Origin of the sequence: Exiguobacterium sp. s132 (assembly GCF_018617235.1) — a bacterium.
Lineage (GTDB): Bacteria > Bacillota > Bacilli > Exiguobacteriales > Exiguobacteriaceae > Exiguobacterium > Exiguobacterium profundum.
In genome coordinates, this window is sequence record NZ_JACSJU010000001.1 from 1,020,056 (window position 1) to 1,042,331 (window position 22,276).

Genomic DNA, 22,276 nt, shown 5'->3' on the forward strand with positions numbered 1-22,276 from the left:
AGGATGTGATTTGTGATGACCAAGGCAGAACAACCCGAATCGATTTATGAGACGATTCGAGAACGCGCAGCTTTGATGAATCGCTTGCACCAACAGGAACAAGGCACCTCTATCCGCATTCACGACATAGCGATCGAACTTCATTGCACAGACGAGTTGATTTTAGAATCACTGGAGTTCGCAGCATAACGAGTACGAACACATACGAAGAGCCGACGAATGGTCGGCTCTTTTTTATTGCTTAGGTGATGCGACTTCTTCGACGATCGTCACGACATACTCGACGAGTTTGTATAACTCTTCAAGTGGCATGCGTTCGTTCGTCGTATGAATCTCTTCATAGCCGACCGCCAAGTTGACTGTCGGGATTCCTCCACCGGCGATGACGTTCGCATCCGAACCGCCTCCTGAGTGTAAGATTCGAGTCGGACGTCCGATTGTCTGAGCCGCACGTTTCGCCACCTCAACGACTTCGTCCCCTTCCTCAAACTTGAATCCAGGATACATGATGTCGATGTCCACTTCGGCACGACCACCGAACGACTCAGCGACCTCGATGTAGGCTTGTTTCATCGTTTCTGCCTGTTTCTCCATCTTCTCATGGATGAGCGAACGGGCCTCAGCAAGAACTTCGACATAGTCACACACGATGTTTGTCGCGCGACCCCCTTCGAAACGTCCGATGTTGGCTGTCGTCTCTTCATCGATACGACCGAGCGGCATCTTCGCGATCGCTTTCGCTGCGATTTGAATCGCCGAGATTCCTTTTTCCGGTGCGACACCAGCATGAGCCGTCTTCCCATAAATCTTCGCGTTCACTTTTGCTTGTGTCGGAGCGGCGACAATGATGTCTCCAACTGGTCCATCCGAATCAAGGGCAAAACCGAACTTTGCATCGATTTTCGATAAATCCAATACTTTCGCACCGACGAGACCTGATTCTTCCCCGACCGTGATCACGAACTGGATTTGACCGTGTGGAATTTGCTTTTCTTTCAATACTCGCACGAGTTCGATCATCGCCGTGAGGCCCGTCTTGTCGTCTGCCCCGAGAATCGTCGTACCATCCGTGACGACATATCCGTCTTTGATGCTCGTCTTGATTCCTTTACCTGGAGTGACCGTATCCATGTGAGCCGTAAAGTAAATCGGATCAACATTTTCTTTCGTTGCAGGCAACGTGATGATCAAGTTGTTACCAGAGTGTGCCGTCTTCGTTGATGCGTCGTCCTCATAGACGTCGCAGCCAAGCTCTGTGAATACACCTTTCAAATGTTCACAGATGACCGCTTCTTCCTTCGTTTCTGAATCGATGCCGACCAATCCTAAAAATGTGTCGAGCACGCGTGTCTCGTTTACCATAAACAACATCCCTCCATCCAAACATTTCTTGACCATTATATCAAACTCCCCTGGATTGCACGAATCTTTTCCATTCTGTACAATGATGGCAAACACGTATATGGAGGCAGACCATGAAGAAAAAACAGAAAAGACGACAACGCATCATTCAAATCGGCGTCGTCGTCATCGTCTCAATCTTTTTAATCAGCACGTTTCTCTCGAGCATGACCATGTTCTTTTAAGAGCAAGATGTATCGCTCTTTCAAGATCAAGTAAATTTTTACATCAGATAAAATATTCAATAAGGATGAGCGTACCTCGAATTCCTCACGCGTCGTGGGGAGAGGTACGTTTTTTCGATAATGCTCAATCATCTCTTCAAGCTCCTGTAGAAAGACGGAGGCATCGGCCTGCTCGTTCACATGATCCCCGACTCGACGTAAGAACGTCGCGACCGGTTTCGCTTCATTGACGACCATCGTGATTTCTCTGGCGTTATCCGCGACTCGTTTGAGAATATCATACTGTCGTTCACGCATTCGGAAGTATAGATAGTCCATGTCTTCATTCCGCTTTCCGATTGAGTTCCCCATACGGCGAAGAGCCAAATCTTTCCCCTCTTTCAGATAGTCCCGCGTCTTGATGAGCATCATCGAGTGATTGTTATAGACGCCCGTCTCGACACATGCCGCCACGTCATAATACAGAACAGCAAGCGAACGGTCGATATTCTCTTTAATCCGTTCAATCTCACGGTCAAGCGTCGGCATATACATGTTGACGACGAGCCCGACACCGACACCGATTGCAATGAGCAATAGCTCATTGATAAATAACTCGAGTGAAAACTGTGCTTCGGTGTAGAGGTGGGTCAAGATGACGACACTCGTAATGAGCCCGTCTTGCAGTTTCAATTGTTGTACGAGTGGAATGAAAATGACAAAATAAAGTGTGAGCGTCACCGGTGAATAGCCGAGTAGCGTGAACATCGCCGCACCCATTCCGATGGCGAGAAGACTTGCCATGACTCGTTCATAGGAGGCGCGAATCGATTTTTTACGCGTCTCTTGAATACTTAAAATGGCGATAATGGCTGCAAATACAAAATAATCGAGATGAATTGTTTCGGAAATGAGCATCGCGATACCTGCTGCGACCGCGGTCTTTAACGTCCGCGTTCCAATTTTCATACTAATTTCCCCCTTCTCCATCAAATTGTTGACTAAATCAACTCGTTTGGCAATTCAAAAGTTTGGAAGTGATTTGATTGAAACGAAAGAAAAGACTTAAGGTTTGGCCGATGATTGCGACACTTAGTCTCGCCATCACAGCCTTTTTATGGATTCAATCTTCCCGTGAAGACACCTATACCGTCGAAACGGTGACGAATGGCGACCGTGTCACGAGGTCGTTCGAATCTCTCGCAGAAGCAAAACGATACATGACGGCCGGTAAGAACCGGACATTGTTCTCCCCCTCTGGAGAAGTACTCGATTTTACAGGTACCGGAGTCGTCGTCACTCCGAGTGATGCTATCACAAACTTATATAAAGATGCATCATTTAAAACACGACAATCCTATGTCGCTGGTGGCACGAGACTTCAACTAATTGAACGAGGAGACGATCATCTTAAAGTACGTATCTCCGGGGCGGATGTGTATGTCAAACCGGATCAAATGGCGTTATTTCCTGAAGCAGTTGTGAAGAGACGTGGATTTTACGAGATTCGAGAAGGTGACGTCTACCATTCGGTGGAAGCGAACGCCAATCTCGCCGGTACGTTTCTTGTAGGTCCGACAGAAAAAAACTCGGATGACCGTTTTTACACAGAACGTGTCCAAGACGTCTTCGATTCTCCTTATCAATTTGCATCGATTCGCACGTCGTCCCCATATTCGGCTGACGAGTTTGATCAATATTTAATATCCATCGATTCACCACTCGCTGGGGAAGGCAAGTCTTTTAAACGGGCAGAAGATACGTATAACATCAATGCCTTATTCCTGCTGGCGGTTGCCGGGCATGAATCCCGATTTGGAACGTCCGATATCGCTCGAGACAAGCGGAACCTATTTGGGTTCCGCGCGACAGATGACGACCCGAGCGGGAATGCGACATCCTTTAAAACAATTGACGCCAGCGTACAAGCTGCTGCTGAATTGTTTGCGACTAAATATGTCACAGGGCCATACGCTCGTGGCGATTATCCCGGGAACAAGCAGGAAGGCATCAATATCTTCTATGCATCCGATCCATACTGGGGCGAGAAAGTTGCTGGTACAATGTACACGATTGACCGTGAACTCGGTTTGAAGTACTTGAAAAAAATTCAATGAAAAGCAGCCCGGCTCATACGAGTCGGGCTGCTTGACGTCTGTATACGTTTCAGGACAAAGGAATGATTCAATATGAATCAACATCTTATTGAAGGATTTTCACATCACAAGACGAATAGTATAAATGAACGACCATTCATTTTTGAGGGGGAATTAAGATGAAAACGATTTGGATTACCGGGGGATCGTCCGGCATGGGGAAAGCGATGGCATTAAAATTTAAACAGGAAGGATGGAACGTCGCTATCAGCGGTCGAAACGAGGAACGACTACTAGAAGCGATGAACGATTTGAATTCAATCGATGCAGGTCAGGCGATGAGTGTGCAACATGACGTTCGTGACTATGAAGGATGCGCGAAAGCACTGGCTGACATCGTATCCGCTTATGGACCTGTACACGCACTCGTCAACAATGCTGCCGGAAATTTTGTGTGTCCGACTCTTGATTTATCTCCTAATGGTTGGGCAAGTGTCATCGACATCGTCTTGAACGGGACATTCAACTGCACCCATGTTCTCGGGAAACATTGGGAAGCAGATGAAATCCGTGGCGGCTCCATCATCAACATGGTCGCTTCCTATGCGTGGCAGGCAGGTCCTGGTGTCGCACCGAGTGCGGCAGCGAAAGCAGGGGTCTTGAACTTGACGCGAACACTCGCGGTTGAATGGGGCTATCAATTCGGCGCGCGGGTCAATGCCATCAGTCCTGGACCGATTGAACGGACAGGCGGCGCTGAAAAGCTCGTATCCCACGTGAAGGAAGTAGAGCGTATTCGCCGTAACGTCCCACTTGGACGTTTTGGGACACCGGAAGAGATCGCGGACCTCGCTTACTGGATGGCATCAGACGACATGCGCTATTTAAACGGGGATTGCATCTCTCTTGACGGTGGTCATTGGTTGAACAAGCATCCATTCTAATCAAAAGGACGACCGAATATACTCGGTCGTCCTTTTATATGTCCACCCCATCCCATTCTTCATGAAACTGTTCTAGGAACTGCTGCATGAAAGCATGACGTGACATCGCTAGTTGTTTTGCTTTTGCGGTATGCATCATCGACGCCAGCTTCAACAGCTTGTCATGAAAATGTTGAATGGCACTCTCTTCCGACAAATCAAGCGGAGTTTTGCGAGAACCCGCGAACTGGAACGTTCGCGCAATCCCGATGGCCCCCATCGCATCAAGACGGTCAGCGTCTTGCAAGATTTCGCTTTCCCGGGTCGTTGGGGTCTTGCCTTTTGAGAAGGAGACCTCATCAATCACCGCCATCACCAAGTCCACTTGCTCTTCAGTGATGTCAATTGAGGACAGATGCTGTTTGACGAGCCCTTTTGGACGACCGAGCTTATGGTCTTCGACATCATGTAAATAAGCGGCTAGCAGAAGTCCCGTTCGATCGACCGGTTCATTTTCCATCAAGCGCTCTACGAGTCGAACGACCCGCTCGATGTGGGCAATATCATGACCCGTCTGATCATTTGCATGAATTGTTTCGACGAACTTTCTCGTCGCTTGTATCACGTCCACACTCAAATCTCGATCGTCGTATTCGGTTCAATCAAGAGACCTCGACGGTGCAATTGGTCACAAAATGCCTGAGCATCTTGTTTAATCGGCGGGAACGTATCAAAGTGAATCGGAACGACACGTTTCGCTTGTAGCCATTGTGCCGCATCTAATGCGTCTGTCGGTCCCATCGTGAAGTTGTCTCCGATCGGAAGGAAAGCGACATCGATTTCAAAACGTTCTCCGTACATCTTCATATCTGAGAAGAGACTCGTGTCTCCAGCGTGGTAGACCGTCAACTCATTCGTCTCAATGATGAAGCCAGCCGGCATCCCCATGTAGACCGGCGTGTCTCCCATGTCAAAGCTCGAACTGTGAAACGCTTGCGTCATCGTGACACGCCCGAACGGAAAGGCATGACCTCCCCCGATATTCATCCCATGGACGGAGAATCCTTTTTTCTCGTAATACGTCGCGAGCTCATGCGTCGCAACAATCGTCGCGCCAGATGCTTTCGCAATCAATTCGACATCCTCAATGTGATCGAAATGAGCATGTGTGAGCAACAAATAGTCTGGGCGTAGCGTGGATGGATCCACGTCTGTATGCGGGTTGCTCGTCAAAAACGGATCAATCAACACATTTACACCATCAATTTCAAACCCTACCGTCGCATGTCCGTAGTACGTGATGTTCATTTGCTTTCATCCTTCCCATGTGAAATCAGATTACAACACTTTCTCCAAGAAACGTTTCGCTCGGTCTGTTTGCGGGTTTAATAACAGGTCAGCCGGCTTACCTTCTTCCATCAGGATGCCTTCGTCAAGGAAGAGGACACGGTCTGCCACTTCACGGGCAAAGCCCATCTCGTGTGTGACGACGACCATCGTCATTCCCGTTTCGGCCAATCCTTTCATAACATCAAGTACTTCATTGACCATCTCCGGGTCAAGTGCAGATGTCGGTTCATCGAATAACATGACGTTCGGTTCCATCGCCAAGGCACGCGCGATGGCGACACGCTGTTTTTGTCCACCCGAGAGTTGGCTCGGATAGGCATCGATTTTTTCAGAAAGGCCGACACGTTCCAGTAATTTCTTCGCACGTTCCAGCGCTTCCGCCTTGCTGACTTTTAAGACGTTGATTGGTGCATACGTCAAATTGTCCAATACGCTCATATGAGGGAACAAGTTGAACTGTTGGAATACCATTCCGATGTTTTGACGCGCCTTCGCGACGTTCGCCCCTTTTTTCGTGAGCTCGAATCCGTCGACACTGACCGTACCGCTCGTTGGAATCTCAAGCATGTTTAAACAGCGTAGAAATGTCGATTTACCAGACCCGGACGGTCCGATGACAGCAACTACTTCACCACGCTCGATCGTCGTCGTGATTCCTTTTAGCACTTCTAAGTCACCAAATTGTTTGTGTAGGTCTTTTACTTCGATCATCTTCCATCACTCTTTCTTAACCGTTTTTCTAGACGTTGTCCAAGATACGTCAAGATCATCACTATCGTAAAGTATATCACACCGGCGAATAGAAGCGGTTCGAAGTAGATTGCCTTCTGCCCACCGACGATTTGCGCACGACGCATGATATCAAGCACCCCGACCGTCGAGACGAGGGCAGACTCTTTCGTTAACGTGATCATCTCGTTCACAAGAGCAGGCAAGATGTTCTTGAACGCCTGTGGCAAGATGATGGAACGTAACTGTTTGACATACGGGACGCCAAGAGCATCCGAAGCCTCCCACTGTCCTTTATCTACTGCTTGGATACCCGCTCGAATAATCTCGGAAATATACGCCCCCGAGTTGAGCGAGAAGGCGATGACCGCTGACTGGTACGGTGTCGTGATATATCCCGTCAGTTGCGGCAATCCGAAGTGGATGATGGCGAGTTGCAAAATGAGTGGCGTCCCACGGAACACCGCCGTATAAGCATGCCCGATAAAGTTAATCAGACGATTCGGGACAATTTTTAATGTAGCGACAACAATCCCAAGTGAGATTCCGATCAATGCCGAGACGATGACCACTTGGAACATGACTGGAATCCCTTCAAGTATGTACGGGATCGAATCATAAATCCGGCTAAAATCCATAGTAAGTTCCTCCTAAAAAAGGCTGACCGATTCATCTTCAGTCAGCCTCGTACGATTCATTATTCGGCTGGTGCAGCCTCTTCTTCAAACCATTTCTGTGCTAACTCTTCGATTTCTCCACTGTCGATCATCTTTTTCAACTCTTCGTTGAATTGATCGCGGAGTTCATCATCTTTACGGAAGGCAGCAGCAGAACCCGCTTCTTCTTCGTCCACGATCTCAAATGTCGTCAATTCACTGTCTTGCTCGAGGTATTTTTTCGCGACCGTATCTTCGATGACCATCGCGTCAATACGTCCTGTCTTAATTTCTTGAATGATTTCAGGAATCTTGTTCAACGAGACGATTTCAGCATCTGCGATTTGATCCTTTGCGATTCCTTCTTGAATCGAACCGAGTTGGACACCAATCTTTTTGCCTTTCAAATCTTCAAGTGATTGAAGTGAATCATCTTTTGACAAGATCAAGTTCACTGCCGTGAAATAGATATCCGAGAAATCTGCATTTTCTTTACGCTCCTCTGTCGGTGTCATACCAGCCATGACGAAGTCGACACGACCCGCATTAAGGGCCCCAAGCAAGCTTCCGAAGTCCATATCTTCAATCTTCAATTCATATCCCATGTTTTCCGCCACTTTTTTTGCGATATCGATATCAAATCCGACAATCTCGTCGCCATTTGCTGTATCGACGAACTCATATGGGAAGTAATCGGCACTCGTACCCATGACGATGACTTTGTCATCGTCACCATCGGTAGATGTCGATCCTCCTTCGTTCACGTCTGCCCCACATGCGACTGAGAACGCGGCCAGTCCTGCTAAACATAATGCTAGAAAACCTTTTTTCATCTTCATCTCCCTTTCATAGTTGAATGATAATTATCAGAACTTTAACAAAATTATGACATATGTGTGAACGTAGCTCAACTGTTCTATGACACATCAGTTGTCCGACTTGTGTCTTCAACCACTATATACACATAATTATTACTTGTAAAGTATATTCATGCAATTCATACAAAAAAAGAAGGTCACATTCGCTCGAAAGCGAAATATGTGACCGTTCCATTGTCGCGCGACCCGTACGGTTGCACCTGTTTGACAGAAGTCATGGGGATAGCACTGTATACATGCGGGTAACGTTCTCCATCCTCATCCAGCTCATAATGTAACAGCTGTCCGAGACGATTGACGTGCAACGAAACGAGAACGACCGCTTCTCCCGGATACGATTTTTTGACGACTTTTCCAATCTGTTGCGGCGTACAACATTTAATCGTCCCTTCCGATTGAAGTGACGGTTCATTGATTTCACCGCGTGACAGGGCAATCATATATTCTGCCTCCGTCATGATTTTGATGACTGGTTCCATATACCCTGCCCCTTTTCACAAAAGCGCAAAGGCAGTGCCTTTGCGCCGATGCTTGATTATGCGAAGTAGATGTCGAACAATGTTTGCAACTGGTCAACGAGTTCTTCAGCAGTCGATGACTCGATTTCACTACGCTCTACCATCGTCACGATGTTGCCATCCTCGAGGAGGGCAATCGATGGTGAAGACGGTGCATATCCTTCAAAATACTCACGTGCACGATCTGTCGCTTCACGGTCTTGACCAGCAAACACGGTCACGAAATGATCAGGCTTCACACCTTCCATTTTGTTCACATATGCAGCAGCTGGACGCGCAATCCCGCCTGCACACCCACAAACCGAGTTGACGAGGACGAGTGTCTTCCCTTCTTTTTTCAGCGCACCGTCTACTTCTTCCGGTGTCGTGAGCTCTGTGTATCCTGCAGCACGTACTTCGTTACGCGCTTGTTCGACTACATCTTGAAAATATAATTGAAAATCCATGTTGTTTCCCCTTTCGACATTTCGTCTGTACTCCCTTATTTTACGTCTTGTTCTACCTCGAGGACAAGTCTATCGCTTAATTCCCGTTCTAAGAACGGATCTGCCTGTAACATTTGTTTAAAGGCGAGGTAACGTGTCTTCGTCTCAGCAGTCGCCTGGCGGTTCGTCAAGTAGGCACGAATCATGATATTTTTCGGGGTGTGCTCGAGGTCGATGAATTCGAGCAGCTGGGCATCATACCCGACAAGACCGAGCAGTTCAGCCCGAATCGAATCGGTCGCGAGTGAGGCGAACCGTTCTTTGATCAATCCGTGCTGAAGCATCACGTCTAGATTCGGTGCTTGAATTTGACGATTCAATTCCTTTTGACAACACGGGACGCTTAAGATGACTTTCGCGCCCCAACGGACAGCACGTGCCAATGCCATATCGGTCGCCACGTCACATGCATGAAGGGTCACGACCATGTCAACAGCTGTTTCCCCTTCATATTCATTAATGTCTCCGACTAAGAATTCGAGTCGTTCATATCCAAGATCTTTCGCAATCGATGCACACTCTTCGATGACCTCTTTCTTCAAATCGAGTCCTGTGATATGCACGTCATATCCTTTCATCTCATGAAGGAAATGATAGAGCGCAAACGTCAAATACGACTTCCCTGAACCGAAATCCAAGATTCGGACGGTACGGTCTGTCGGCAAGTGTTTAAGCGAGTCCTCAATGAACTCAAGGAAGCGGTTGATTTGTTTAAACTTGTCATACTTTTGACGCTTCACTTTCCCGTCCGCTGACTGAATGCCGAGTCGAATGAGAAACGGAACTGGCTCGTCGAGCGGGAGCACATATTGTTTTTCACGATTGTGACTCAGTTGAACTTCTTTTTGAGCCGTCTGCTTTTCTTTCAATGTCACTTTGAACTTTTTCGATAATTGGAACTGGAGGTCGGAATCTTTTAACTGAAACTGTCCTTGTCGGAACGTTTCGAGAAGCTCATTCACTTCCGTGACAGCCTCATCTGGTGTCAAGTTTTTATGGTTCATCACCCGCTCATACTGATACTCGAACTGGATATGATACGCATTTCGTAACATGACCGGTTTCAATTTGACCCGTCTGAGATCGCTAGATTTTTGACGGGGTTGACTGATGGTCGCCGACACGAGATGATTTGATTGTAAGACGTCTGCGAGACGTTCTTGTAACGCTTTATATTCCAATGGATTCAATCCTTTTTTAGAAATTTTGAAACATATCGTTTCACCTATCCGTACATACTATTACACGAAGACGACGTTACGTCAAAGGAGGATACACATATGTTTAAAAAGATTTTATCATCAATCGGAATCGGTGCCGCAAAAGTCGACACACGCTTGAATGAGAGCCACTGTTCACCCGGTGGAGAACTCACTGGAGTCGTCCATATAGAAGGCGGTTCGGTCGAACAATCCGTCGACAGTATCTATCTCTTCTTCAATACGTTGTATAAACATGAGGTGAACGATAAGTCGACATACTCGACGTTCACCATTGAAAAAATCTTATTGAATGAGGCACCGTTTATGATTGGTCCTGGAGAAGTGAAAGAGATCCCGTTCACAGTCAACGTCCCGTTCAATACGCCACTCTCTGTGAGTCAATCGAAATCATGGATTGAGACCGGACTCGACATCGCCCAAGCCGTCGATCCGAAAGATGAGGATGCGATCACCGTACAACCGAATGCGGCTCAACAAGTCATTTTAGATGCGATGGACGAGCTCGGATTCCGTTTGAAGAAAGCCGACACGGAAATGCTTCCAGCACGCCATCGTTCTGGGCGCCTCCCGATTGCACAAGAACTCGAGTATTCAGCGAACGGTTCACGCTTCGGTCGACAATTGGACGAAGTAGAGGTCGTCATCTTACAAGAAGAGGGTTCGATTGAACTTCTCATTCAAGTCGACCGCAGTGTCCACGACCTCGGAAGCCTTTTCGCCGATTTGACGGGTTCAGACGAATCAACGCACCGTGTGCGATATGACGTCGCACGTTTATCAGTTGCCGAAGTCCGTCGCGACATCGAATCGATGATTGAACAATCGATTTGAGGAACTCACTGACACGCCATTTCTATGAATGGCGTGTTTTTCTGAGGTATTGAATTTGATAATCCATTATTTTACAATCAACATATGGAATCAACCCTTTTCTGGAGGTGACTACATCTTGTTTGCTTTAATCATGATCGGGAGTTTCGGTCTTGCAACGCTTGCCTTACCGATTCTAGAGACTAGTCTTTCTGATTCACTCGCTTTCTTCACGCTTGGTGGGCTCGAAGTGCTGATTGGTTTGATTGCCATGTGTCTCATGCGCAATCCGTCGACAAACGCCTTATCCTTCATGAAGTTCATGCCCTATCTTGTACTATTGATTCATTTCCCTGCCTCACTACTTTTGCTTTGGATTTCTTCGGTCAGACATGATGGGGTCTCTGCATTTTCATTAAACTATGTCTTTATATACTGGATCTTCCTCCTCCTGTTCGTCGTAGTCAGCAGATTGATGTATCTTGCCTATCAACGACGATTTCAGAAGGCGCTTGATTAGAAAGGATGATTCAACGTTGCATTTACTTCAGTTACTCCAAGACCGAGCAATCCCGCTTACACTATTCGCGACGCTCGGCCTATTCAGTCTCGTGTTTGCATTTTCACTCTATAAATCCAAACAACGACTCTCCAAAGGACTCGTCACAATAGGCATGTCCTTGTCGTTCCTTCTCCTACTGATCTCAGCCGCAAGCTTCGTCTTCACGGTATTCCTTGGCTATAACTCATGAAAAATGGAGGCGCCCCACTGGGAGCGCCTCCATTTTTTAATCAATATACGGTATATGTGTTCGGGTCGATTGACTCGAGCGATTGTTTGATTGCTTGCAAGAACTGACCTGCGACGAGACCGTCGAGGACACGGTGGTCGACCGACATACAAAGGTTGACCATATCGCGTGCCGCAAACATTCCATTCATCCATACCGGACGCTTCACGATCGACTCGACTGATAGAATTGCCGCTTGTGGGTAGTTCAAAATCGGTGCCGATTGGATCGAACCAAATGCACCTGTGTTGTTGATGGTGAACGTCCCACCACGCATCTCTTCTGCCTTCAAACGGTTCTCACGCGCTCGCGTTGCAACGTCTTGAAGGGCCACGGCGAGACCTTTGATGTTCTTCTCATCCGCTTGGCGAATGACCGGTACGTAAAGGGCGTCGTTTGCCGCGACGGCTACCGAGAGATGGATGTCTTGGTGAACTTTGATGTGATCTCCTGCCCATTCCGAGTTCATCATCGGATACTTCTTCAATGCTTCGATGGCAGCCTTCATGAAGAACGGCATGAACGTCAATTTGACGCCTTCCCGTTTCATGAACTCGTCTTTCAATTTCGCACGGGCTTCAACGAGGTTCGTCACATCCACTTCAATCATGAGCCATGCGTGTGGCGCCTCATGCTTCGAGCGGACCATATTGTTCGCAATCGCTTGACGTACCCCGGCTGTCGGAATCGATTCATAACGTCCAGATGACGTCGAGGATGATGCGACCGGTTGTGACGGTTCAACGACAGGACGTGGCGCTTCAGTCGGAACGTCCATCTTTGTTTGTACCATCGTCTCTTGGACAGGTGCTTGTGTCGCTTTCTCAGGAGTCGATGCCGGACGTCCTTCTGATAAGTAACGAAGAATATCTTTCCGCGTGATCCGACCGCCTAGACCGCTTCCGCTCAGTTCATTCAAATCGATATCATTCTCGTTGGCGAGTCGGATGACAGCAGGTGAGTATCGACCGTTTCCACTTTGTTTTTTCGGAGTAGTGGCGACCGCTTGCTTAGAGACGGGTTCTGCAGGTGTCGTTTCTGCAATCGGTTCGGTCTTCGTCTCAACTACGGCTTCCTCCGCACTTTCAACTTCCATCGTCAATACCGGTGTCCCGACGCTGACGGTCTCCCCTTCTGGAATGAGAAACTCTTTGACGACTCCCGCGCTAGTCGCCGGAATCTCGGCCGTCACTTTATCCGTCATGACTTCCGCGAGTGGTTCATACTCTTCCACACGGTCGCCCGGTTTGACGAGATAGGTCGTGATCGTGCCTTCTGTCACACTCTCCCCAAGTTGGGGCATGGTAATCGTTTGTTCCATAGAGATGCCTCCTTAAAACGCCGCGAGCTGACGCGCGCGCTCGGCAATTTTTTCTGGGGATACGATAAAGAATTTTTCCATCGGTGGTGCATACGGCATTGCCGGCACATCGGGGCCAGCCAAACGCTCAATCGGCGCATCGAGTTCGAAGAGCGCCTTCTCCGCGATAATCGCCGCCACTTCTCCGATGATGCTTCCTTCTTTGTTGTCCTCTGTCACGAGTAGCACTTTACCTGTCTTCTTGACCGATTCGATGATCGCTTCTTGGTCGAGCGGGTAGACGGTACGAAGATCGAGGATGTGCGTGCTGATCCCTTCTTCTTCGAGCGTTTTCGCAGCCTCTTGTGCCATATGCACGCAAAGACCGTACGTGATGATCGTGATATCGTCACCTTCCCGTTTAACCGCAGCCTTACCGATTTCAACCGTATATTCGTCCGTCGGCAAGTCTGCCTTCAAAAGACGATAGGCGCGCTTATGTTCAAAGAAAAGAACAGGGTCGTTCGAACGGATTGCTGCTTTCAACAACCCCTTCGCATCGACTGGGTCTGATGGAATGACGACTTTCAGACCTGGCGTCGAACTGAACATCGCCTCGACCGATTGCGAGTGATAGAGTGCCCCGTGAATGCCCCCACCGAAAGGAGCTCGGATGACCATCGGACACGTCCAATCGTTGTTTGAACGGTACCGAATTTTTGCCGCTTCTGAAACGATTTGGTTCACTGCTGGCATGATAAAGTCTGCGAATTGCATTTCTGCGATCGGTCGCATGCCGTACATGGCAGCTCCGACCCCGACTCCGGCAATCGCACTCTCAGCGAGCGGTGCGTCGATGACACGATCCTCTCCATACTTTTCAATCAATCCTTGAGTGGCTCGGAATACACCACCACGAACGCCGACGTCTTCCCCGACGACGAAGACGTTTTCGTCGCGCTCCATTTCTTCATGAATCGCTTCATTGATCGCTTCGATAAACGTTTTCATCATTTTTCCTCCTCATAGACGTAATCTAGTGCAGATTCAGGCGATGCATACGGTGCTTTGTCCGCATATGTCGTCGCTTCATTCACTTCAGCATCGATTTGTGCATCGATTTCAGCAAGTGTCTCCGCTGTTGCGATTCCGTCGTTCACAAGTCGTTGACGGAACAATTGAATACCATCCCGCTCTTTTAACCCAGCCAATTCTTCAGCTGAACGGTACGCTTTGTCATCGTCATCCGATGAGTGTGGCACGAGACGTTCAACTTCTGCTTCGATTAATGTCGGTCCTTCTCCGCGAAGTGCACGTTCACGCGCTTCCTTCACGACCGCATAGACGGCGATCGGGTCTGTCCCGTCGACTGTCACACCTGGCATGCCGTAACCTTTTGCACGGTCTGATACGCGCTCACATGCCAACTGTTTCGTAAGCGGAACCGAAATCGCATACTTGTTATTCTCACAGAACAAGATGACCGGCAACTTGTGGACACCTGCAAAGTTTGCGCCTTCATGGAAGTCTCCTTGGTTCGAAGACCCTTCTCCGAACGAAACGAACGTGACGAGTTCTTCTTTTTTCATCTTCGCCGCAAGTGCGATCCCGACTGCATGAGGGACTTGTGTCGTGACCGGAGACGAACCCGTTACGATGCGATGCTCTTTCGAACCGAAGTGACCAGGCATCTGACGACCACCTGAGTTTGGATCTTCCGCTTTCGCGAATGCCGATAACATTAAATCTCTTGATGTTTGACCGAAGTGAAGGACGACCGCCACATCACGATAGTAAGGCAAGACGTAGTCGATTCCTTTCTCGAGTGCGAACGCCGCACCGACTTGCGCCGCTTCTTGTCCTTGACATGAGACGACGAATGGGATTTTTCCGGCGCGGTTCAACTTCCACATCCGTTCATCGATTTTGCGAGCACGTACCATCGTTTCGTACATCGCCAATAAATCTTGTTTCGTTAAACCAAGCTCTTCATATGAGTTTACAGTCATCTGTTCCATCCTTGTTCCTCCTTAGGCGTGAATCGGTAATCCATCGACGGCAAGAGCCGCTTCTTGGAAGGCTTCGCTCAGTGCAGGATGCGGGTGCACAAGTTGTCCCATCTCCCAAGCCGTCGCGTTCAAGACGAGCGCGAGTCCACCTTCTGTGATGAGTTCGGTCGCTTTCGGTCCTACGATATGAACACCGAGAAGGTCGTCTGTTTCTTTGTCCGAAACGAGTTTGACGAATCCGTCGGCTTGTCCTTCAATCCGCGCTTTCCCGAGTCCGTTGAATCGATACGTCCCCGTCTTCACATCATGTCCAGCCTCTTTTGCCGCTTCTTCTGTCAAACCGACCGAAGCGACTTCAGGGACACTGTATACACAGCGTGGAATGAGCGCATAATCGAGCGGTGTCGGCTCAAGACCAAGAATCGTCTCGACCGCTTTCACACCTTCTGCCGACGCGACGTGGGCGAGTTGTAACTTCCCGATACAGTCTCCAATTGCGAAGATATGACGTTCCTTCGTCCGATACTGGCTATCGACTTGAATGATACCGTTCTCTACGACGATTGACGTGTTTTGAAGACCTAAGTCTTCCGTATTGGCGACACGCCCCACTGAGACGAGGACACAGTCCACGCTCAACATCTCCTCACCTACAGCGAGCTCCACCGCATCGTCGTGAATCGATGTACGTTCAGCGTCGACCGTCACGCTCTTCTTCACGCGGACCCCGCGCTTTTTCAAAAGACGCTCCACTTCACGCGAGACTGCATTGTCCTCGAGTGGGAGTAATCGATCGCCTACTTCGATCAATGTCACGTTCACATCAAGGTCGACGAGCATGGACGCCCATTCGACTCCAATGACCCCTCCACCGACAATCGCAATCGATTCAGGTAGCGTTTCAAAATTGAGGAGGTCGTCCGAATTCAAAATCCGTTTGTGATCGAACGGCAATCCAGGAAGTTCACGAGGAATCGACCCTGTTGCGATAATCAGTTGATTCGGCAAAATCAGTTCTGATTCACCGCTTTCATCCTCAACGGATACAGTCCCTGGTTGTGGTGAGAAGATACTTGGTCCAAGAATAGAGGCCTTTCCGCGGAACACTTCGATTTTCCCTTGTTTCATCAAATGTTCGATTCCCTTTTCTAGTCCAGCCACAAGATCACGCTTATACGTTTGAGCGCGTTCCATATTGAACGTCACATCTCCCGTCTCAACGCCATATGTCGCACTTTGCTTCGCTGTTTGATAAACATGTGCAGCTTTTAAAAGCGCCTTCGTCGGGATGCATCCTCTATGTAAGCAGGTGCCACCTAACTTTCTCGCCTCGACGATTGCGACAGATTTTCCTGCCTGGGCCGCCTTGATTGCAGCCACATATCCTCCTGGTCCTCCACCGATGACGACAACATCAAATTCTCGTGCCATGTGTATCCCCCTCATAAACTCGTGCGGTCTCTTCGTTCTCGATGACGCGAAGTGCACCTTCAGCCAACGCTTTAAGCTCATCTTCACCCGGATACACGTGTACCGGCGCGAGATAAGTGACACGCTCCTTGATTTTTTCAGTCAGCCACTCGGAATATGCGATTCCGCCCGTCAGTAAGATGGCATCCACACGACCACATAATGTCGCGCCGTGTTTTGAAATCTCTTGAGCGACACGATAAGCCATCGTCTCATACAACAGTCTCGCCTCGTCATCACCTGATTCAACCCGTTGCTCGATTTCAATGGCATCGAATGTACCGAGATGAGCAAACAGACCACCTTGACCGACAATTTTCTTTTTCATTTCCGATTCTTTATACCTGGTACTATAACATAGTTCTACTACCTGTCCAACAGGAATCGAGCCAGCACGTTCCGGCGCGAGCGGTCCATCTCCGTCGAGACCATTATTCACGTCGATGACTCGACCTGCCGCATGGGCACCGACCGTGATTCCTCCACCAAGATGCGCAACGATAAGATTCAACTCATTGTAATCGCTTCCATTTTCGACCGCGAATCGCTTCGCGACAGCCTTTTGATTGAGGGCATGGAAAATGCTACGACGATTGATTTCCGGCATGCCTGTCTTTCGGGCCAATTCGCCCATCTCATCGACGACGACCGGATCCACAATGAAACTAGGAATCCCTTCAGCTCCCCCGATTTTCGAAGCGATCAGACCACCGAGATTCGATGCATGCATCCCAAAACGTCCGCTCGTCAAATCTTCACGCATGAGATCGTTGACTGTATACGTGCCTGACGTCATCGGTGCAAGCAAGCCACCACGACCGACGATCGCGGTCAAATCATTGACCGCGATGCCCGTCTCTTCTAACAAGGCGCGTACTTCTTGCTCACGATGAGGCAACTGCTCTGGAAGTGTGAGACCCGTCACATCGATCGAATGTCGGACCGTGCGTGTCATCACTTCCTCCTTCCCATCAAACAATCCAACTTTCGTCGAGGTCGACCCTGGGTTGATTGCAAGAATTAGCCGTTTTGTCATCTTAGCGTCTCCCTAGGATGCTTTTTTCAACTTTAAGGAACTGACTGCGTGAACGCGACATCATGTGAATCCGCTCTTCCGCCATCTTATCGGCCGCAACGTGCGTTGGCACACCATCACGTTCTGCGATTTCAAAGACGCGCATCATGTTGTCATAGATGAGTTCAACTTTCTTCATTGCCCGTTCACGGTTGTAGCCTTCAAGTTCGTCCGCGACGTTGATGACACCACCTGCATTAATGACGAAGTCTGGTGCATATAGAATTCCATTTTCGTCGAGCACGTCTCCGTGACGATCTTCTGCCAATTGGTTGTTGGCAGCACCTGCGACGATTTGTGCTTTCAATTGTGGAATTGTTTTGTCGTTGATGACAGCACCGAGAGCGCATGGAGCGAAAATGTCACATTCGACCGCATAAATCTCATCTGGTTTGACGACCGTCGCACCAAAGTCTGCTTCTGCACGTTTGAGTGCTTCCTCATTGATGTCGGTCACAATCAAATGAGCACCCTCTTCGTGGAGGTGACGGCACAAGTTGTAGGCAACGTTTCCAACACCTTGAACAGCGACGGTTTTCCCTGCGAGCGACTCAGTCCCGAATTTCCATTTCGCAGCAGCTTTCATTCCACGATACACACCATATGCCGTGACCGGTGAAGGGTTACCACTTGAACCGAATGCAGGACTGACGCCCGTGACGTAATCCGTTTCCATGTGAATGAAGTCCATGTCGGCAACTGTTGTATTTACATCTTCAGCCGTGATGTAACGACCACTAAGAGATTGAACATATCGTCCGAATGCACGGAAGAGCGCCTCTGATTTATCTGTCTTCGCATTTCCGATGATGACGGCCTTCCCGCCCCCAAGGTTGAGACCCGCTGCAGCATTTTTATATGTCATTCCTTTTGCGAGACGCAACACATCCGTGAGTGCCTCTTGTTCTGATTCATAGTTCCACATACGTAGTCCACCGAGAGCTGGCCCGAGCGTCGTGTCATGGATGGCGATGATCGCCTTTAGTCCAGACGCTTGGTCTTGGCAAAATACGATTTGCTCATAGTCCTCAGATTGTAAGACATCAAAAATACGGAAGCGTGGCTCTGTGTTTGTTTCCATCATGATTAATTCCTCCTGTTAAGTATGATTAATGTTTAGCATGTAACAAAGCGAATGCGAGGGAATATAGCTTCGCTTCGGCAGTATCGGCACGACTTGTCAATACAACAGGGGCAGATGCGCCGACGACAATCGCCGCTACGCTCGCCTCTGCGAAATACATGATTGATTTATAAAGGACGTTGCCGACCTCTATGTAAGGTACGACTAATAAATCGGCTTGACCGGCAACTTCACTGTTGATTCCTTTTTGCTTTGCTGCGACCATGTCGACAGCGTTGTCGAGCGCGAGCGGTCCATCTACGACACAGCCCTTGATTTGTCCACGTCGATTCATTTGGCTAAGTAGTGCCGCATCGAGAGTCGCATTCATTTGTGGATTGACTACCTCGACTGCTCCAATGGCTGCGACTTTCGGCGATTCGTAACCGATGTCATGCATCGCTTCTACCGCATTGTGAATAATTTCGACCTTCTCTTCGAGTGTTGGTGCGATATGAATCGCCGCATCCGTCACTCCAATCAACTTTTCACGATTCGGAATTTGGAATAGTGCGATGTGGCTGAGCGTCCGCTTCGTACGGAGTCCAGCTTCACGATTAAGGACGGCTTTCATAAATGTCGATGTCGACACCATCCCCTTCATGAGGACGTCCGCCTCTTTATTTTTCACAGCTAATGCGGCACGTCGCGCAATCTCAACGTCACCTTTCGCATGTAAAATATCGACGGCTGACTCATCGATTCCATGCTGTTCACATAACTTTCGGATCTCTCGAGCTTCACCGAACAAAATGAAGCGTGACAGTCCATGATCCGTAGCGAGTTTTACGGCCCGGATGACTTCTTCGTCCGCTGCCCCCGCAATGGACACGGTACAGCCTTCTAACTCTTTTGCGTTCGTCAGCATCCGTTCAAAATTCATCATTGTCCCCCCTTGCTCTCTACACTATATCATAAGCAAGTTTGTTTCCTAAATTGTAAGCGCTTTATAATGCGGATGACCCTGCAAATTAATGCTTACCATGCATAAATTTTCCTGCAAATTATTGCGTAGTGTCGAGCTTGTTGTATAATGTTCGAATCGAAATCTTCAATCGGCGGGCTGCTTCTGATTTGTTGCCACTTGCCTCTTCAATTGCTCGTTCAATCAAATCGCGTTCATATTTTGCAACTGCCTCGTGAAACGTTCCAGATTCGACTACTTTTTGACTCGTGGAACGATTGGATAACTGCAAATGATGTGGGGCAATCCACTGTTCGGAGCTTGCCATATAAATCATCGCACGACCGATCACATTCTCCAGTTCTCGCACATTCCCTTTCCAATGCTGGCTCTTCAGTAATGTTAAGGCATCTTCGTCAACGCCACGTACACTACGACCGTATTCTTGATTCAGTTTCCGGATCATCCGTTCACATAGTGCCTCGAGTTCATTCAGTCGCTCACGTAATGGTGGGATATGGATCGGCATCCGATTGATTCGGTAATACAAATCTTCCCGGAATGTTCCGTCTGCTACTTTTTGTTCGAGATCGGCATTCGTTGCGGCAATGATTCGGACATCGATTGGGATTGCCGTCGTCCCTCCGACACGGACAATTTCATTTTCCTGAAGGACACGTAAAAGCTTCACTTGGACATCAAGAGGGAGCTCTCCGATTTCGTCTAGAAAGAGTGATCCGCCATCCGCTTCTTCGAAATATCCGGTTTTCCCGCCTCGTTTAGCTCCACTGAAGGCTCCATCTTCATAACCGAATAGCTCACTTTCAAGAAGGGTAGGTGAAATCGCCGCACAGTTCACGCGAATGAACTTTTTATATTTTCGAGGAGATTCCCCGTGAATGGCATGGGCGAACAGTTCTTTTCCTGTTCCCGATTCTCCGCGAATCAATACCGTCACTGGGGTCACAGCGGCAAGTTTCGCCTGCTCGATGACAAATCGCATGGCGTCACTCGTAGCAATGATATCGGCAAACTGATATTTGGCTTCTAGATTCCGGATGCGTGTTTTTGCTTCCTGCAATTCATCACGTAGGGCACGAATTTGAGATACGTCACGGATGACCCCAACCGAGCCTCGCAACTTTCCTTCGACGATGATCGGTTCTGCATTCACAAGAATATCTCGTCTCGTCGCCCCAATTTGCATCCGGATGTCCCGAACGCCTTGCCCGGTCGATAGTACTTTTAAATGGACGCTTTCCTGCATCCCGATATCTGCCGTCGCTGGTTTGTCGACCACATCTTCTTTTTTGAATCCGGTCAACCGTGTATAAGACGGATTGATCAAAATCGTGTTACCGTGATGATCTGCGACCGAGATGGCCTCACTCGTACATTCAATGATGGCCTCGAGCATTTGTTGATTCTGTTTCAATCGTTCGACCACAATCCGAATAAATTCCCCTGGTAAGACGACCGCATCTTTGAAATGATCCTTTAATTGTTCAAACGTTTGATGCTTCCCCGTCGTTTCGATGACAAAATCTAGAGTCGCATCCGCATACTGTTTCCAATCGTCCGCCACAGATATGCCATAACTTTTAGCAAAGGCTATTCCTTCGGCAGATGCATCAGAATCTACAACCGCGATAATGGTCGCCAATGGTGAATCCATCAACATATTTAATACCTCAGTCCCGCCTTTACCAGCTCCGACAATCATCAATCGTTTATTCATACCGATTCCCCCATCAACTCTCTTCTCTATTTCATGCTACTGAATCCTCACCTGATTCGCAAGCTGCCCAAAAATAGACCGTGTCGAACAGATCGATTTCTGTTAAAATAATGTATGGTAAAGGAGGAGATTGCATGCGTTTTATCGCGCTTCTAATCTTAATCGTCCCTGGGTTATTAGGTGTTTACGGAATCAAATTGCTACGCGATAGCTTCTTTTTGAAGACGAGCGCACCGTTTTCATGGTTCGATTCACTCGCTGCCGCCTCCATGTTGCAGGGCACCTTTGGGCTTCTGCTCGCCATGGGCGGGATCGGATTTGTAGCCGGCTATATTTTTAACCGCGACAAAAAAACAGGAAAAGTACAACGCCTCGACTCATAAGCACACAAAAAAAGGTTCCCTAACTTGACTTCATTTCAAGTGCGGAACCTTTTATTCATATTGAATTGTGATCACTACGGATGATCTCCTTTCAAACTACGTTACTTACTTTGACATGAAATCCAACGTCTTCTTAATGAAGAAGTATGAAAGAACTTTAGTAACTGCCGTCTTGCGTGAACGGAATCTTACCATTCGAGTTACTAACTGATTTACTTATCGGATCATGTCGAACCATCCATCGTGAAGT

At 48.4% G+C, this 22,276-nt stretch carries 25 protein-coding genes; 7 read left to right on the forward strand and 18 right to left on the reverse strand.

The features are described 5' to 3' along the window. Positions 1-15 precede the first annotated feature (15 nt). On the forward strand, positions 16-189 hold the full coding sequence (locus KNO78_RS05230; protein WP_012726540.1) for a hypothetical protein: 174 nt from the start codon (positions 16-18) through the stop codon (positions 187-189). A gap of 45 nt (positions 190-234) precedes the next feature. Here KNO78_RS05230 and KNO78_RS05235 read toward each other — a convergent pair whose 3' ends face one another. Both KNO78_RS05235 and KNO78_RS05240 read right to left on the reverse strand, forming a co-directional pair. After that, on the reverse strand, positions 235-1,362 hold the full coding sequence (locus KNO78_RS05235; protein WP_012726541.1) for a M20/M25/M40 family metallo-hydrolase: 1,128 nt from the start codon (positions 1,360-1,362) through the stop codon (positions 235-237). A gap of 182 nt (positions 1,363-1,544) precedes the next feature. After that, entirely contained in the window at positions 1,545-2,534 is a 990-nt protein-coding gene (locus KNO78_RS05240) for an aromatic acid exporter family protein (protein ID WP_214690783.1), read from the reverse strand. Between the two features lie 77 nt (positions 2,535-2,611). Here KNO78_RS05240 and KNO78_RS05245 point away from each other — a divergent pair, with 77 nt between their 5' ends. Together KNO78_RS05245 and fadH are read left to right on the forward strand one after the other, a co-directional pair. Next, entirely contained in the window at positions 2,612-3,682 is a 1,071-nt protein-coding gene (locus KNO78_RS05245) for an N-acetylglucosaminidase (protein WP_251125246.1), read from the forward strand. Positions 3,683-3,840: 158 nt separating this feature from the next. Beyond that, positions 3,841-4,605 (forward strand): 2,4-dienoyl-CoA reductase, encoded by a 765-nt coding sequence (gene fadH / locus KNO78_RS05250; RefSeq protein ID WP_214690782.1) that lies wholly within the window; start codon positions 3,841-3,843, stop codon positions 4,603-4,605. Between the two features lie 34 nt (positions 4,606-4,639). Here the strand turns inward: fadH and KNO78_RS05255 are convergent, their stop codons facing one another. The 8 genes from KNO78_RS05255 to KNO78_RS05290 all read right to left on the reverse strand — a co-directional run bounded on the left by KNO78_RS05255 (position 4,640) and on the right by KNO78_RS05290 (position 10,381). Then, positions 4,640-5,215, reverse strand: coding sequence for an HD domain-containing protein (locus tag KNO78_RS05255; RefSeq protein ID WP_214690781.1), 576 nt, complete (start codon positions 5,213-5,215; stop codon positions 4,640-4,642). Between the two features lie 2 nt (positions 5,216-5,217). Next, the gene (locus tag KNO78_RS05260) at positions 5,218-5,892 is read right to left on the reverse strand and encodes a metal-dependent hydrolase (protein ID WP_012726546.1); all 675 of its coding nucleotides are present in this window, start codon (positions 5,890-5,892) and stop codon (positions 5,218-5,220) included. A 30-nt stretch (positions 5,893-5,922) separates the two neighbouring features. Next, the gene (locus KNO78_RS05265) at positions 5,923-6,645 is read right to left on the reverse strand and encodes an amino acid ABC transporter ATP-binding protein (protein WP_031423364.1); all 723 of its coding nucleotides are present in this window, start codon (positions 6,643-6,645) and stop codon (positions 5,923-5,925) included. Further along, positions 6,642-7,301, reverse strand: coding sequence for an amino acid ABC transporter permease (locus KNO78_RS05270; RefSeq protein WP_012726548.1), 660 nt, complete (start codon positions 7,299-7,301; stop codon positions 6,642-6,644). The genes KNO78_RS05265 and KNO78_RS05270 overlap by 4 nt, the downstream gene beginning before the upstream one ends. A gap of 59 nt (positions 7,302-7,360) precedes the next feature. Then, positions 7,361-8,152: a transporter substrate-binding domain-containing protein gene (locus tag KNO78_RS05275; protein WP_214690780.1), complete on the reverse strand. Its 792-nt coding sequence runs from the start codon at positions 8,150-8,152 to the stop codon at positions 7,361-7,363. A gap of 182 nt (positions 8,153-8,334) precedes the next feature. Beyond that, positions 8,335-8,676, reverse strand: a complete 342-nt coding sequence (locus tag KNO78_RS05280) for a DUF952 domain-containing protein (protein ID WP_012726550.1) — start codon at positions 8,674-8,676, stop codon at positions 8,335-8,337. Positions 8,677-8,732: 56 nt separating this feature from the next. Then, complete coding sequence (locus KNO78_RS05285) at positions 8,733-9,161, reverse strand: BrxA/BrxB family bacilliredoxin (RefSeq protein WP_012726551.1); 429 nt, start codon at positions 9,159-9,161, stop codon at positions 8,733-8,735. 35 nt (positions 9,162-9,196) lie between these two features. Next, positions 9,197-10,381, reverse strand: coding sequence for a class I SAM-dependent methyltransferase (locus tag KNO78_RS05290; RefSeq protein WP_214690779.1), 1,185 nt, complete (start codon positions 10,379-10,381; stop codon positions 9,197-9,199). Between the two features lie 99 nt (positions 10,382-10,480). On the opposite strand from KNO78_RS05290, the gene KNO78_RS05295 reads away from it, so the two are divergent. The 3 genes from KNO78_RS05295 (at position 10,481) to KNO78_RS05305 (ending at position 11,985) form a co-directional block, all read left to right on the forward strand. Then, positions 10,481-11,254, forward strand: coding sequence for a sporulation protein (locus KNO78_RS05295; RefSeq protein ID WP_214690778.1), 774 nt, complete (start codon positions 10,481-10,483; stop codon positions 11,252-11,254). 118 nt (positions 11,255-11,372) lie between these two features. Beyond that, the gene (locus KNO78_RS05300) at positions 11,373-11,753 is read left to right on the forward strand and encodes a hypothetical protein (RefSeq protein WP_214690777.1); all 381 of its coding nucleotides are present in this window, start codon (positions 11,373-11,375) and stop codon (positions 11,751-11,753) included. Positions 11,754-11,769: 16 nt separating this feature from the next. After that, positions 11,770-11,985 carry a hypothetical protein gene (locus KNO78_RS05305; RefSeq protein ID WP_214690776.1) on the forward strand — a complete coding sequence of 72 codons (216 nt, stop codon included), beginning with the start codon at positions 11,770-11,772 and terminating at the stop codon, positions 11,983-11,985. Positions 11,986-12,025: 40 nt separating this feature from the next. Here the strand turns inward: KNO78_RS05305 and KNO78_RS05310 are convergent, their stop codons facing one another. The 8 genes from KNO78_RS05310 to KNO78_RS05345 form a co-directional block, all read right to left on the reverse strand. Further along, positions 12,026-13,345, reverse strand: a complete 1,320-nt coding sequence (locus KNO78_RS05310; protein WP_251125248.1) for a dihydrolipoamide acetyltransferase family protein — start codon at positions 13,343-13,345, stop codon at positions 12,026-12,028. Between the two features lie 12 nt (positions 13,346-13,357). Continuing rightward, positions 13,358-14,335: an alpha-ketoacid dehydrogenase subunit beta gene (locus KNO78_RS05315; protein WP_012726557.1), complete on the reverse strand. Its 978-nt coding sequence runs from the start codon at positions 14,333-14,335 to the stop codon at positions 13,358-13,360. Beyond that, on the reverse strand, positions 14,335-15,342 hold the full coding sequence (locus KNO78_RS05320) for a thiamine pyrophosphate-dependent dehydrogenase E1 component subunit alpha (RefSeq protein ID WP_374193974.1): 1,008 nt from the start codon (positions 15,340-15,342) through the stop codon (positions 14,335-14,337). Before KNO78_RS05320 ends, KNO78_RS05315 begins: the two co-directional genes overlap by 1 nt. Before the next feature lie 12 nt (positions 15,343-15,354). Further along, positions 15,355-16,764, reverse strand: a complete 1,410-nt coding sequence (lpdA, locus tag KNO78_RS05325; protein WP_214690775.1) for a dihydrolipoyl dehydrogenase — start codon at positions 16,762-16,764, stop codon at positions 15,355-15,357. Next, the gene (buk, locus tag KNO78_RS05330) at positions 16,748-17,839 is read right to left on the reverse strand and encodes a butyrate kinase (RefSeq protein ID WP_214690774.1); all 1,092 of its coding nucleotides are present in this window, start codon (positions 17,837-17,839) and stop codon (positions 16,748-16,750) included. The genes lpdA and buk overlap by 17 nt, the downstream gene beginning before the upstream one ends. Position 17,840: 1 nt before the next feature. Further along, entirely contained in the window at positions 17,841-18,962 is a 1,122-nt protein-coding gene (locus KNO78_RS05335) for a Glu/Leu/Phe/Val family dehydrogenase (protein WP_159562454.1), read from the reverse strand. Positions 18,963-18,987: 25 nt separating this feature from the next. Beyond that, positions 18,988-19,884 (reverse strand): phosphate butyryltransferase, encoded by an 897-nt coding sequence (gene yqiS, locus KNO78_RS05340; RefSeq protein WP_211782681.1) that lies wholly within the window; start codon positions 19,882-19,884, stop codon positions 18,988-18,990. Between the two features lie 121 nt (positions 19,885-20,005). Further along, positions 20,006-21,643, reverse strand: coding sequence for a sigma 54-interacting transcriptional regulator (locus KNO78_RS05345; protein WP_214690773.1), 1,638 nt, complete (start codon positions 21,641-21,643; stop codon positions 20,006-20,008). 134 nt (positions 21,644-21,777) lie between these two features. Here KNO78_RS05345 and KNO78_RS05350 point away from each other — a divergent pair, with 134 nt between their 5' ends. Further along, on the forward strand, positions 21,778-22,026 hold the full coding sequence (locus KNO78_RS05350; protein WP_031423346.1) for a DUF2627 domain-containing protein: 249 nt from the start codon (positions 21,778-21,780) through the stop codon (positions 22,024-22,026). The last annotated feature ends 250 nt before the right edge of the window (positions 22,027-22,276 follow it).